Here is a 13,525-nt window from a genome sequence, read left to right on the forward strand (position 1 = left end):
CGACGCCGACATATGTTGCAACTCAACAACATATGTCGAACCTATCCAAATGCCTGGTTCACCATATTATCCATATGCAATAATTCGCGCCTTCCATTTCCACCAACCTTGCCCATGCCAAGCACCCTCCGCCGCGCCCTCCTCTGCACCGCCCTCGCCGCCGTCTTCACTCCCGCCAGCGCCCAGACCACGCCGTCCTACCTGATGACCCGCCTGGCCCAGCTGCCCGAATTCAGCCGCGCCGCCAGCACCACCGTCGTCTACGGCACGGTCGACCTCGGCGCGCTGTACACGACCACCGACCACGCGCCCGGCAAATGGCAGATGCAAAGCGGGGGCACCTACAGCTCGAAGCTCGGCTTCTACGCATCGGAAGACCTGGGCGGCGGCCTGAAGGCGGAGATCAAGCTGGAAGCGGGCTTGAATGCCGACGACGGCACCCAGCAGGCGGCGGCGCTGTTCAACCGCGAGTCGTGGATCGGCCTGCGCTCGGCCACCTGGGGCGCGCTGCGCATCGGCAACCAGATCAATGCGATGCTGCCGCTGTTCATCGATCCCTACGGCCTGCCGGTGACGAACTCGGTCTACACCTGGGTCGGCGGCGGCATCATGCAGACGCCGCGCGGCCTCGGCTCGAACACCGATCTTGGCCCCGGCGCCGCCACGATCCCGGTGCGCGTGCCGAAGTCGATCACCTACGCCACGCCGCGTGTCGGCCCGTTCTCGGCCCAGTTCATCTACGCCACCAATCCGACCGGCGCCAACGAGCCGAAGACCGGCGCACGCGGCGGCGTTTTGTCGTACAACACCGGGCCGTTCTACCTGGCGGCCAGCCTGACCCAGGGCTTCAGCAGCCCGGTCGTGGTGACTCCGGGCACGCCGGCGCAAAGCGTGCGCACGGATATCCCGTCGGTCGGGGCGATCTTCGACAACGGCAGGCTGGTGCTGTCGACGTCCTGGGTACAGATCAAGCCGCGCGAGGCGCAGAGCGGCGAGGCGTCGCTGGTGACGCTGGGGCTGATCGTGCCGCGCGGGCCGTTCACTTATCGGGCGTCGGCGGTGTACCGCGATACGGAGCGGGCGCGCGATGTTGCCGGCCAGCTGGCGGAGTCGTCGGCGCTGGGGATCATGCTGGGGGCGGATTACGATTTGTCGCGGCGCACCGGGCTGTACCTGCGCGCGGGGACGGTGCGCAATTTCGGGGTGTCGACGATTATCCTGAATGGCACGGCCTTGCCGCTGGTGGCGGGGACGGCGATGCCGCAGTTGGGGATCGAGACGCGCACGCTCGCAATGGGTGTGACGCACCATTTCTAAGCCAGCGGCACGGGCGGCCCGTCGCGGGGCGGCGGGCCTCTGTGCGCAAGTGCAAGTGCAAGTGCAAGTCAGTACATCATCCGCCGACCATGGGAACCAAAGCGGTGGCCGACCACCAGCGTGGTGCTGGCAACCAGGCTCGACAGGCCGATGATCAGCTGCACCAGCCTGTCGTCAGGCAGCAGCCAGTACTGGCCCGGCGGCGGCTCGGCGCCGGTGGCGGCCGTGATCAGCGGTGCGATCCAGGCCGCGTCCGGCTCGACGTCGAGCACGATCGCATCCGCGCCCGTTTGCATGTAGATATCGCCGCCCTCGGCCAGCGTGAACCGGATGCCGACACCGGTTTCCTGCGGCTTGATCAGCTCCTGCATCGCCTGGTCGTGCTCGGCAATCCAGAGCTCGACGTCCTGCGGGGTGTCGAGGTGGATCCAGGGACGGGGGCGGAAGCGCGGCGCGGGAGTGTTGGCGTCGTTGATGTCGTTTGCTGCGGTCATGACCTGCGATAAGAATAACGTAAGAGCCGTATGCTACGGCATTTCAAAGCGCAGGTGTGCCCGAAGACGTATGTCGAAGCACGGCGAATCGGAAGGATGGTGCAAGGTGTATCAAAGATGCCCGGACCATTCGCTTTCCAGCCGGCGACGCAGTAAAATATTGCTAACAAACAATATCGTTATCGTCTTATTCCTGAAGGTCTGTTGTATGAAGAAACTTGCGCTTGTTATCTGTCTCGGTATTTTGTCCGGCTGTGCCAGCACTGCACCCGCCAAGATCGGCGCCGATACCTATTACTCATCGAAAACGAATACCGCCGGCATCTTCGGCGATGTGTCGGCTGTGGCCGGCGCCCTGATTGTCGAGGGCAATCAATTCTGCGGAACCATGAATAAAGAATTCGAACTGGTTACGCAGTCAATCACGCAAAATATTCCTGGCGTACGTCTTGGCGGTGCGTCGATCACTTTCAAATGCGTCAGTCAAGCGAGAAATCCTGTCATGCGGCCGGATAACGGCGTGTCGGAAGTCTCGGTCAAGTAGCGGTAATGAGCGTCACAATGCGCGGCTTTACTACATCGCCTTCAATTACCAGTTCGGCGCAGGAGATCGGCAGGCTGAAACGCCGCCGTCCGGCACTGCCCGGATTGATGTAGAGAACCCCTGCCCGCTCGCTGCAGGCGGGCTTGTGCGAATGCCCGGACACGACCACGCGCACGCCCGCCGCGACCGGATCGATGTCGAGTTCCTTCAGGTCGTGGATCGCATACAGCGCCAGCTCGCCGAACCGCAGCGTGGCGCTCACGGGGATGGCGGTGGCCCAGCCCTCGCGGTCATTGTTGCCGCGCACGACAGTCAGCGGCGCTATCTGCGCCAGGTGTTCGAGGATCTCGGGTTTGCCGATGTCGCCGCCGTGGACGATATGGTCGCAGCCGGACAGGAAGCGCAGTGCTTCCGGACGCAGCAGGCCGTGGGTATCGGAGATCAGGCCGACGCGCACGGCCCTGCCCTGTATCGGCGCGTCAATGGCGCTTGGCGCCGGCCATCTTTGCCGTCGTGTAGATCGAGTACAGCGCGGCCAGGCCGACCACCACGTACACCAGGCGCGTGGCCGGGCTGCCCGGGCCGAAGATGGTGGCGACGATATCGACGTCGAACAGGCCGACCATGGCCCAGTTCAAGCCACCGACGATCAACAGCGCCATGGCCAGGTAATCGAGTGCCGACATCGCCGAACGGCGGCCTTCGCGCAGGGCGAGGCGGCGTTCCGGGCTGGTACGGCGGTCCATCGTGGGTGCATTCATCGTTGCCATCGTTTCCTCCTCGAATCGGATGAGTCGGCGCAAGGGCGCGTGGGCGCCGTGCGAACCTACGATAGCAAAAATCCCAACGCGCTGGCGCACTCGCAAGCAGAGCGCCAGGCAACGCCTTCAGGGCAAGCGATGCGGCGTGCCGAAACAGCGTCGAAGACAGTACGAACGTACGGCGCGGCGCTGCGACGCGGCCATGGAGGCGTTGCCTGGCGCTGTCAGCCTTTCCAGGTACGGTTCAGGCCAGTATCTGCATGAATCCAGCCGCCCTTCGGCCCGGACCGGTAGTAATACCCGACGCCGCCGGTACGGAAGCTGCGCACGAGGCCGCCCAGCACTTCCTCGTTCAGGCTGGCGATGCGGATGTCCGCCGCCTTGCCCGTCATGTGCAGCGACTTGCGCGCGGCCGGCACGCCGGCTTCGATCAGGCGCGCGTTCGAGGCGGGGGTGCGGTAGCCCGACAGGATCTCGAGCGGCTGCTCGAGGCCGTAGCGGGCGATGAACGCCTGCGTGCTCCACAGGATTTCCAGCAGCTTCGGGTCGATCGGCGCGGTTTCCTTGCCGTTCACGTCGCGCAACAGGTGGCACAGTTGCTGGTAGGCGGAATCGATCATCTCGCCGTCCTTCCAGTACAGCAGCTTGGCCTTTTCGCCGCTGGCCGGACGGGTCACGGTGAGCATGCGCGGCTTGACCCAGAAATCGAGGTCAAGCAATTGCGCGTCGAACAAATCGGGAGGGGGAGTCAGGTCGGCCGGCGCTGCCTGCGCTGCATGTGCAAGAACCGGGGCGGTACCGACCAGCGTCGGGCTCAGTACGCCAAGTGCGGACAGGTGCATGCCCTGTCGGAGGAAATCTCTGCGGGAAGACATAACGTACTCATCATTGCGAAGGTCTGTACTATAACGTAACAACTTCGCTTAAAGAAGATGGTACGTGTTGCTTATTGACTGCAATTGCAAAAACGTTTGCCCTGTTTCGCCGCAACCGCTGGATCGATATCCAGTGCTTTCCACAACAGGCTGCTCTCCATGCCGAAGCAGGACTTTTCCAGGCCGGCATTCGTGTAGCCATGGCGCTCGAAAAACTGGGCCGCGCTGCGCGGGCTGTGCAGGTGCAGCTTGCGGATATTCCAGGTCCGCGCCTGCGCTTCCAGCGCGGCCAGCAGGGCGCGGCCGACGCCGATGCGCAGTGCGTCCGGCTCGACATAGCACAGCGGCACCTTGCCGGCCTGGGTCAGCAAGGCCAGGCCGAGCAGCTTGCCATCCTGCTCGGCAACGATGGCGTAATTGGTCGGCGAAGCGAACCAGGCGCCGACATTCTCCGGCGTCTTGTTGCCGAGCCAGGTGTCGAGCAGGCCCGGCTGGTCGCGATGATCGGCCTCGCAGCCCCGCTCGATCGAGCGGCGTAGCAAGGCGCAGGCGGAAGCGGCGTCGGCCGGTGCTGCTGTGCGAATATCGATACCCATACCATCTAACCTGTCAAACGTTGTCTCATTATTCTCGTGCGCAGCACTATCCTCGTGTTATCCCATCAGGGTAGCGCAATGACCGGACTATACACCGAAAGCGGGTTCGTCTGCCGGATGGGATGCATACCTCGGCCTATCTTCGCGGGGCTTCTAAGCATATGACGAAAGTATTCTTCCGTTTCGACGCGAAATTAAGGAACATGCACACTGTCTTCACTGCATACAAAAAGCGAGAACAACCCTATGCCGAACAAACACCTCCTGCCCCTGCGCCGCCTTACGTTGTCGCTGGGCGCCGCTCTGGCCCTGGGCGCGGCGCTGCCGCTGAGCGCGAGCGCCGCCAATGTCGAGCTGCTGAACGTGTCCTACGACGTGGCGCGCGAACTGTACAAGGACGTGAATCCCGCCTTCATCGCCGACTACAAAAAGGCAACCGGCGACACCGTCACCGTCAAGCAATCGCACGGCGGCTCGAGCAAGCAGGCGCGCGCCGTGGCCGACGGCCTCGAAGCCTCGGTCGTGACCATGAACCAGGCCAACGACATCGACATGCTGGCCGACCGCGGCCTCGTCGCCAAGGACTGGGCGAAAAAGTTCCCGAACAACGCGGCGCCCTACTACTCGACCATGGTGTTCCTGGTCCGCAAGGGCAATCCGAAAGGCATCAAGAACTGGGACGACCTGGCCAAGCCGGGCGTGCAGGTCGTGATCCCGAATCCGAAGACCGCCGGTAACGGCCGCTACACCTACCTGGCGGCCTGGGGCTCGGTGCTGAAAAAAGGCGGCAACGCAGCGCAGGCGCGCGACCTGGTCGCCCGCATCTTCAAGAACGTGCCAATCCTCGACGCCGGCGGCCGCGCGGCCACCACCACCTTTACCCAGCGCCAGATCGGCGATGCTCTGGTGACCTTCGAAAACGAAGTCAGCATGGTGCGCAAGGAATTCGGCGACAACTTCGAGGTCGTGTATCCGCAAACCTCGATCCTGGCGGAATCGCCGGTGGCCGTGGTCGACAAGGTGGTCGACCGCCGCAACCTGCGTAAACCTGCCACGGCTTACCTGAACTTCCTGTACACCCCGGCGGGCCAGGAAATCGGCGCCAAGCATTTCCTGCGCGTGCGCAACGAAGCCGTGATGAAGAAGTACGCGGCCAACTACAAAGCGATCTCGCTGTTCTCGGTGGATGAGCTGTTCGGTGGCTGGCGCAATGCCCAGAAAGTCCACTTCGACGATGGCGGCGAGTTCGACAAGATCTACCAGCCGAAGTAATCGCGACAAGAAGCGGATTGACGAATCAGTCAGCTTCTTGCAACTTCAAAAAGGCCCTGTTACAACGCAGGGCCTTTTTTTCGGGAAAATATGCATATAGAGGTCGTTTTTTCCTGTGCGCCATAGACACACAGAAATGGCGATGCTATCTTTCAAGCTTCGGTGTGCCTTACAGCAAGACTTTGTAGCGTGGCGCCTTCCTGGCGTCCTGGCCCTCAACCCGACTCCCTATTCCGACACCATGATGAAAAAACTGTTCGCTGCCGTCCTATTGTCGATCTCGTCTGCTGCCGCATTCGCGGTGCCGTTCGGTTCGCAATCGGTGCTGGTGGTGGAAGATGACACCGGCAAGGTTTTGCTGGAAAAGAATGCCAGCGCCGTCATGCCGATCGCTTCGCTGACCAAGCTGATGACCGCCATGGTCATCCTCGACGCGAAGCAGGACATGCAGGAACTGATCGAAATCGACCGCAGCGACGTCGACACGCTCAAGCACAGCAGCTCGCGCGTGCCGGTCGGCGCCAGCATCCCGCGTGAAGACGTGCTGCAGCTGGCCCTGATGTCCTCGGACAACCGCGCCGCCGCATCGCTGGCCCGTACCTACCCGGGCGGCGTGCCTGCCTTCAAGGCTGCAGTGCGCCGCAAGATCGCCGCGCTGGGCATGACCAACACCGTGATCGAAGAGCCGACCGGCCTGTCGCCGCACAACCGCTCGACCGCGGCCGACCTGGTCAAGATGGCGAACGCCGCCAGCGGGTACAAGGAAATCACCGACCGCACCACCGATGCCAAGAACCTGATCAGCATCAACAGCCGCGAAGTCGAGTTCCACAACACCAACCGCCTGGTCGGCGCCAAGGGCTGGGACGTCGGCCTGTCGAAGACCGGCTACACCCAGGAAGCGGGCCGCTGCCTGATCATGAGCATCAAGGCCGCCGGCAAGAACGCGACCATGGTGCTGCTGAACGCCGGCGCTTCGTCGGCGCGCATCCTCGACGCCCTGAACATCCGTCGCTACATCACCGGCGAATCGCCGACGGTCGCCAGCGCTGCACGCGCGCCGACACTCAAGGCCAGCAGCCGCGCTCCGCGCATCAAGGCCTCAGCCGGCCGCGTGAAGGTGAAGGCAAAAGCCTCGACCCGCAGCAAATCCAAGGTCGTGGTCACGCCGAAGAAGAAAAAGGCGGTCGTGACGCGCAAGCGCCGCAACTGATCCGGCGCCGCCTGGGGCGGCCTGCTTCATCGACAAAGGGACTTCCGTTAGCGCGGCAGTCCCTTTTGTTTTGGCATGCGCCAGCGTAGGCCACGCACCCGGCGGGTGTTCGCGATTCCTCACATCCGCGCAATCGCACGACAGCCCACGATACCGCACGATTTGCCCGCGAAAGTGCGCGATATGGGTCCGCAATCGCCCGATATCCCAACGAATTCACACGCAGCCAACGCGATTGCGCACGATATCCACGGTCTTATCTCGACATATGCCGCTGCGTATAACGGACCTCATCGTGCGAAATCGTGCGGCGCTCGCGTGATGTCGTGCCGCATTCGTGCGAATGCGCGCCGGCATCGCGCGGTTTCGCGCGCATATCGTGCGATATCGCGGACTATCGTGCGAAAACGGGGCAATCAGGAGAATGACTACCCTGCCTGGACGGCCGGCGCCATCAGCGTGAACCCTTTCAACGGCAGGCGCATCGACACGGCCGCCGCGATCACCAGCAGCACGCCCGACATGCCGAACGCCACCCAGTGCGTGCCGAAGCGGTCGAAGGCCCAGCCGCCCAGCCAGGAGCTGAGCATGGCGCCGACCTGGTGGCCCAGGTAAGCGGTGCCGTACATGACGCCGACCAGGCGCACGCCATAGATATCGGCCAGCATCGCCGACGAGGTGGCGATGCTGCCGGCCCAGACCATGCCGCCGATGGCCGCGGCGATGTACAGCTCCCAGTGGGTGCCCACCAGCAGCAGCGCAAAGAAGCCCAGGCCGCGCACCAGGTAGATCGTGCCGAGGATATTCCGGCGCGGCAGGCGGTCCGACAGGCGGCCCAGCACCAGCGTGCCGAGGATCGCCACCAGGCCGATCAGGCCGATGCCATAGGAACTCGTCATCGCGTCGAAGCCATGGTCCATCAGCATCGGCACGCCGTGGGTACCGAGCAGGTTCATGCTGAAGCCGCAGGCGAACAGGCCGGTCACGATCTTCCAGAACGGCGCCGTCCGGACCGCCGCAGCAAAGCTCAAGCTGACGGGCGCCGCCTGGGTGGCCGCCTTGTGGACGCGGATCTGTTCGGGCAGCAGGTCGGTATGCTCGGGCGCCGCCTCGCGCATGCAGAACAGCGCCCCCGGAATCGTCACCACGGCAAAGATGATGGCGAAACCGATCAGCGTCGACTGCCAGCCGGCCGCGTGGATGGCGGCGGTCAGGATCGGCGTCAGCAGCGCCATGCCGGCCATCGATCCGGTGGACAGGAAGAACAGCGCCATGCCGCGCTGGCGGGTGAACCAGCGGCTGATGATGGGCGTGAGCGCGACCGGACTGGTGAAGCCGAGACCGACCGACATCAGCACGCCAAAGGCGAGCAGGAAGCTCAGTGGAGTACGCGCGTTGACGGTCCAGACTACCGAGCCGAACACGATGGCCGTGCCGAGCAGCAGCACGAAACGGGTGCCGTAACGTCCCACCAGGTAGCCCGCCAGCGGCATCGCCAGGCCGTAGCACAGCATGCCGATGGCGATGATCGAGGCCAGCAGACTGCGGCTGAAACCGAGGTCCTCGACCATCGGCAGGAAGAAGGGACCGATGCCGAGGCGCATGCCTACCGTGAGGGTGGTCAGGAGGGTGGCGGCGGCAACGATGTTCCAGCCGAAGTACCAGGATTGTTTCGTCATGATGAAAAAGCCGGGGTCATGAAAAGCCGGAAAAGCCGGGATCAGGTCTGCCATTCGGATACGGGTTCGGCCGGGGTTCAGCCGGGGTTCAGCTGTAGATCCCGGCGCTTCCTCCTTACGCCCCCGCCATCTACAGCAGGGGCCGTGTTCGGATGGCAGACCTGCCCCCGTCGTGTTGACGCTTGGTTTTCGCTTACTTGCCGATCACTACCGGCTGGTCGAATCCCAGCTCCTGCATGCGCGGCAACTGGGTCTTGGCGTCCCCCACCACCAGCCAGACCATCTTCGACGGATCGAGGTACTTCTGCGACAGCGACTGGATCTGCGGCAGCGTCATGGTCTTGACGATGCCTTCGCGGTCCTTGACGTAGTCGGCGCGCCAGCCGTACTTGCTGATGTTATCCAGCATGCCCAACTTCGCCGCCGAGGTCTCGAAAGCGCGTGCGTTACTCTTGATGAGGAAGTTCTTGGTGGTCTCCAGGTCGGCCGCCGAATAGGTGGACGGATACGCCTGCAGCACCTGCTTCACCAGTTGCGCCGATTCGAGCGTGACGTTGCTGCGTACGCCGCTGGCAATCGTGAACGGCCCGGCGCTCTGGCTGCCCGAGAAGCCCGAATTGATGCCGTAGGTGTAGCCCTTCCCTTCGCGCAGCTGCTGGGTCAGGCGCGAAGCGAAACCGCCGCCGCCCAGGATGTAATTGGTAACGGTGGCCGGGTAAAAGTCCGGATCGGTCGCAGCCAGCGCGCGGTAGCCGATGCGCAGAACCGATTGCTTCGCGTCCGGCACATCGACGAAATACACCTTCGATGGCGCACGCGCGGCCGCACTTGACGCCGCCGGCAGCGTGACCGGTTTGGCTTTCCAGTCGCGGTTCAATTCGGCCAGGGACGCGCTGATCGCCGCTTTCGGCAAGGCGCCGACCACCTGCATGCGCGCCACCGATGGCGACAGGTTTGCGCTGTAATACGCCTTCAGGTCGTCGATGGTAATCGCGTTCACGCTCGCCGCCGTGCCCAGGATATTGCGCGAACGCGGATCGTCCTTGCCGTAGACCAGCTGGTTGAAGTGGATACTGGCCAGTGCGTTCGGATCGGCTTCCTGCTGGCGGATCTGGCTCAACACGCTCTGCTTGATCAGCGCGAATTCCTTCTCGTCCCAGCGCGGCTGTAACAGGATTTCCTCGACCAGGTCCAGCGTCGCCGCGTAATTGCGGGCCAGCGTCGTGACGCTGATGCGCACGTCTTCGCTGCGTGCCGCTACGTTGATCGACGCACCCAGTTGCTGGATCGCTTCTTCCAGTTCCTGCGGGGTCTTCTTCGCCGTGCCCTGGGTCATCAGGCGCGCCATCAAATTGGCCACGCCCACCTTTTCCGGCTTGTCGAGCAGCAGGCCGCCATCGATGGCGATCTCGAACTGCACCAGCGGCACTTCCTTGTTCTCGATGCCGACCACGCGCATGCCATTCGCCAGCGACGCGCTCCACACCTGCGGCACCTTCACCACCGGGGCGGGACCATACGGCGGCTCCTTGCTGCGGTCGAAGCTCGACGGCGTCTTCGCGTACTCGGCGTTCGCGCTCGGGTCGACCGCGTTCTCGGCGCCCTGCACTACCTTCTCTTCGACCACGTCGGCCTTGCCCGAACCGCTCAGGGCCAGTTCCAGCTTGCCGCGCGGGACAAAGCTGGTCGCCACATACGGCTTGCCCTTGATGTAGGTGTCGTACACACGGCGCACGTCGGCAGTGGTCACGGCCAGCGTCTTCCGGATGCCTTCCTCGATGTGGCCCGGATTGCCGGTCAGGTAGTTGTATTCGGCCAGCAGCGCCGATTTACCCAGCACGCTCGACACCGAGTCATAGAAACGCGTTTCGAGGCCGGCCTTGATGCGGTTCAGGTCGCGCTCGGAAATGGCTTCTTTTTCGAACCTGGCGAAGGCCTTGTCGACCGAAGCCGCCACATCGTCGAGCGGCTTGCCTTCGAAGGCGCGCACCTTCAGCATGAACTGGCCGGCCAGTTCGGCGGTCTGGTTGCCCATCTGGACGGCGGGCGCCAGCTTGTCGTCTTCCACCAGCACCTGGTAGAACGGCGCGCGCTTGGTGTCGGACAGGTATTCGGCCAGCACTTCCAGCGCGTAGGAATCCGGGTGCAGGTCCTCGACGGTCGGCCAGGCCATGGTCAGCTCGGGCAGCTTGGCGAAGTTGTCCTCGTGCGCCAGCTTGACGGTCTGCTTCACCACACCGGGACGCTTGGCCATGGCCTGCATCGGCGCGCCGCGCTTGATCTCGGAGAAGTACTTCTCGACCCATTTGCGCGCCTGGGCCGGATCGAAGTCGCCGGCGATCACCAGGGTCACGTTGTTCGGCACGTACCAGAGGCGGTAGAACTCCTTGACGTCGTCCAGGGTCGCATTCTGCAGGTCTTCCAGCGAACCGATCACCTGCCAGTTGTACGGGTGGTTTTCTGGGTACAAGGCCTTGTTGATGACGTAACGCGTGTGGCCATAAGGCGCGTTGTCGACACCTTGGCGCTTCTCGTTCTTGACGACCTGCTTTTCCTTGGCCAGCACCGGATCGGTAACGGTGTTGATGAACCAGCCCAGCTTATCGGCCTCGGCCCAGATCATTTTTTCGAGCGCATCCTTGGGCACCGTCTGCAGGTAGTTGGTACGGTCCTGCGAGGTCGAACCGTTGGCGCCGGAGCCGCCGATGCGCGCCGTCATCTTGTCAAGGCCGCCCTTGCCCAGGTTTTCCGATTCCAGGAACAGCAGGTGTTCGAACAGGTGGGCAAAGCCGGTGCGGCCGGCCTTTTCGCGCGACGAGCCGACGTGCGCGGTCAGGTTGACGGCAACGACCGGGTCGGAGCGGTCGATGTGGAAGACCACGTCGAGGCCGTTCGGCAGCGTGAACTTCTGGAAGTCCACTTTCAGGCCGGCTTTCGCCGCGCTGGCCGCCGGCTTGGTGGCGGCCTGGGCCGGCGCCAGGGCGGTCGACGCGAAGGCCGATGCGATACACGCTGCCAACAACAGCTTCGATGGAATAGTCTTCATGCAATCAGATCCTCAGAGTAGAACGGTGCGTGACAACGCAGGTTCTGGATAGTATTGCAATTTCCTGATTGCTACAATCTTGACGCCGGGGTCGCTCGTTTGGCGGGCGTGTTGGGGGATTGCCGCGCTGTCCTTGCTGAAAACCATTGAGTTCGCTATTCCGCTACTTGCCAGATTGAAACAGTGCTAATCTGACTGCTTTCATCACGCGAGGGCGATCATGTTCAAGAGACTGGCAGCGGAAGCACTAGGGTTCAGCGATATCGGCGTCATTGTCGGCTCGGCCGATTACGACAAGGTCGATGCCGACGATTACCTGTTCAGCGAAGACGGGGAGCAGATTTTCTTCCTCATCAAGAGCAAGAAGGACGAATACTGCTTCACCAACCTCGCCCTGATCCACGTGGACGGCGATTCGGCCGTGTCGTCGAAGCGCTCGATCAAGCGCTACGATTACGCGTCGTACCAGATCACCGACGTCAGCATCGAGACCGCCGGTACGCTCGACATGGACATCGAACTGAAATTCAACTTGGAAGGCACGAAGTTCTCGATCGACGTGAAGAAGAGCTTCATCGAGCAGCTGAAGGACATCTATAAAGCCCTGATCACGATCGGCAAGCAGCAAAAGCGCAATGCGCTGTCGCGCGAGAATGCCCTGCGCGCGCTGGACGCGACGGCGTCGGTGCACAAGCTGAATATCGCGCCGGGCGCGGGCAGCCTGGTGAGCCAGTATGGGGAATTGTTGGAAGCGCTGAATACGGCGATGTTCGATACGCATACCAAGCGCGATTTCAGCGATGTGTTTGTGAAGTACATCCACAACTAAACAAGCAGGGGACATTCGGACACGCGCTCTGTTCCAGGCGCCCGCCTGAGCAGGCGGCCTGGAATTCAAGGCTGAGAGCGTGTCTGAATAGGAGACCTGCCCCCGGTTGCTGTCAATTTCTCGATTGTTGCGATGACAGTGGGCCAATCGTACGGATAGCGGGGGTTCGCCAACTCATTGTCCAGCTGTCGCTTGCGCCTTTCCTGTTCTTCCGCAAGCGCCGCGACATCGATCCGAACCCCGGTCGCCAATCCGTTGGCCTCCAGTCTCCCTATTCGCTCCTGCATCGCGGCGCACAAACGCTCGCAAAAGTCTCGCAGCTCGGCGATGAAGCGCTCGCGCGGCAGGTAACGTGCGGCTCGTATGACGCGGGAGGCAATGGTGCCTTCAGCGACATCCGCCCGGTTCTCCCATTGGATGTGGACCCGGCCCTCGAATGACCACATGAGTGTTGTGGAAGACGCCGTCATATAGCTTGTGTCCAAGGTCCGGAGGCGGCGCATTTCGCTGGACGCGCGCAGCAAGTTGTCGCCTTCGGCCGTTGGCGGCGCATCAGCGATGTGGTTCCACCAGGCTTCCCGGTAGTTTTGCCAGGATCTTCCGGCTTCACGGGCGAAAAAGGCGTGCAATGGCTGCGGCACCTCCGTCAGGACGAATGGCGCCATCTCGGTCAGATCATCGAATAGGCGGGCCACCTGGTATTCGCAGACGTTTCCCAATGGCGTAGCTTCGTCCTTATCCGGCTCGCACCCGAACACCTGCGAATCGCCGGCATCGATCCAGAACCAGCCATCCGTCAAGCCGAACCAATTCAACGCCGGGCCATCCGGTTCACTCCATGGAGCGATGTCTTCCAAGCGGCGCAGGCGAAACGCAAACAGTGGATGGGGCATGGCGGG

Annotated in this window: 13 protein-coding genes; 5 read left to right on the top strand and 8 right to left on the bottom strand. The window is 62.8% G+C overall.

The features are described from left to right. Positions 1 to 114 precede the first annotated feature (114 nt). Positions 115 to 1,317: a porin gene (locus QPK31_RS07580; protein ID WP_290422341.1), complete on the top strand. Its 1,203-nt coding sequence runs from the start codon at positions 115 to 117 to the stop codon at positions 1,315 to 1,317. Between the two features lie 68 nt (positions 1,318 to 1,385). Here QPK31_RS07580 and QPK31_RS07585 read toward each other — a convergent pair whose 3' ends face one another. Then, positions 1,386 to 1,811, bottom strand: coding sequence for a hypothetical protein (locus tag QPK31_RS07585; RefSeq protein ID WP_290422342.1), 426 nt, complete (start codon positions 1,809 to 1,811; stop codon positions 1,386 to 1,388). A 208-nt stretch (positions 1,812 to 2,019) separates the two neighbouring features. Here QPK31_RS07585 and QPK31_RS07590 point away from each other — a divergent pair, with 208 nt between their 5' ends. Continuing rightward, complete coding sequence (locus QPK31_RS07590; protein WP_290422343.1) at positions 2,020 to 2,355, top strand: hypothetical protein; 336 nt, start codon at positions 2,020 to 2,022, stop codon at positions 2,353 to 2,355. On the opposite strand, the gene QPK31_RS07595 is transcribed toward QPK31_RS07590, so the two are convergent. From QPK31_RS07595 to QPK31_RS07610, 4 genes are all read right to left on the bottom strand, one after another. Then, positions 2,348 to 2,812 (bottom strand): metallophosphoesterase family protein, encoded by a 465-nt coding sequence (locus QPK31_RS07595; protein WP_290422344.1) that lies wholly within the window; start codon positions 2,810 to 2,812, stop codon positions 2,348 to 2,350. The genes QPK31_RS07590 and QPK31_RS07595 overlap by 8 nt on opposite strands. Before the next feature lie 22 nt (positions 2,813 to 2,834). Then, the gene (locus QPK31_RS07600) at positions 2,835 to 3,125 is read right to left on the bottom strand and encodes a DUF378 domain-containing protein (protein ID WP_290422345.1); all 291 of its coding nucleotides are present in this window, start codon (positions 3,123 to 3,125) and stop codon (positions 2,835 to 2,837) included. A 215-nt stretch (positions 3,126 to 3,340) separates the two neighbouring features. Continuing rightward, positions 3,341 to 3,958, bottom strand: coding sequence for a DUF882 domain-containing protein (locus QPK31_RS07605; protein ID WP_290422346.1), 618 nt, complete (start codon positions 3,956 to 3,958; stop codon positions 3,341 to 3,343). Between the two features lie 104 nt (positions 3,959 to 4,062). Continuing rightward, positions 4,063 to 4,587 (bottom strand): GNAT family N-acetyltransferase, encoded by a 525-nt coding sequence (locus tag QPK31_RS07610; RefSeq protein ID WP_290422347.1) that lies wholly within the window; start codon positions 4,585 to 4,587, stop codon positions 4,063 to 4,065. 246 nt (positions 4,588 to 4,833) lie between these two features. On the opposite strand from QPK31_RS07610, the gene QPK31_RS07615 reads away from it, so the two are divergent. Both QPK31_RS07615 and QPK31_RS07620 read left to right on the top strand, forming a co-directional pair. Continuing rightward, entirely contained in the window at positions 4,834 to 5,859 is a 1,026-nt protein-coding gene (locus tag QPK31_RS07615) for a sulfate ABC transporter substrate-binding protein (protein WP_290422348.1), read from the top strand. 244 nt (positions 5,860 to 6,103) lie between these two features. Continuing rightward, positions 6,104 to 7,072 (top strand): serine hydrolase, encoded by a 969-nt coding sequence (locus tag QPK31_RS07620; protein ID WP_374045791.1) that lies wholly within the window; start codon positions 6,104 to 6,106, stop codon positions 7,070 to 7,072. A 428-nt stretch (positions 7,073 to 7,500) separates the two neighbouring features. On the opposite strand, the gene QPK31_RS07625 is transcribed toward QPK31_RS07620, so the two are convergent. Both QPK31_RS07625 and QPK31_RS07630 read right to left on the bottom strand, forming a co-directional pair. Then, entirely contained in the window at positions 7,501 to 8,751 is a 1,251-nt protein-coding gene (locus QPK31_RS07625) for an MFS transporter (protein WP_290422350.1), read from the bottom strand. Positions 8,752 to 8,944: 193 nt separating this feature from the next. Continuing rightward, complete coding sequence (locus tag QPK31_RS07630; RefSeq protein ID WP_290422351.1) at positions 8,945 to 11,797, bottom strand: pitrilysin family protein; 2,853 nt, start codon at positions 11,795 to 11,797, stop codon at positions 8,945 to 8,947. Positions 11,798 to 12,017: 220 nt separating this feature from the next. Here QPK31_RS07630 and QPK31_RS07635 point away from each other — a divergent pair, with 220 nt between their 5' ends. After that, complete coding sequence (locus QPK31_RS07635; protein WP_290422352.1) at positions 12,018 to 12,626, top strand: PH domain-containing protein; 609 nt, start codon at positions 12,018 to 12,020, stop codon at positions 12,624 to 12,626. A 65-nt stretch (positions 12,627 to 12,691) separates the two neighbouring features. On the opposite strand, the gene QPK31_RS07640 is transcribed toward QPK31_RS07635, so the two are convergent. Continuing rightward, the gene (locus QPK31_RS07640; protein ID WP_290422353.1) at positions 12,692 to 13,519 is read right to left on the bottom strand and encodes a DUF5984 family protein; all 828 of its coding nucleotides are present in this window, start codon (positions 13,517 to 13,519) and stop codon (positions 12,692 to 12,694) included. Positions 13,520 to 13,525 lie beyond the last annotated feature (6 nt).

This window comes from Massilia sp. YIM B02769 (genome assembly GCF_030411995.1).
Lineage (GTDB): Bacteria > Pseudomonadota > Gammaproteobacteria > Burkholderiales > Burkholderiaceae_D > Telluria.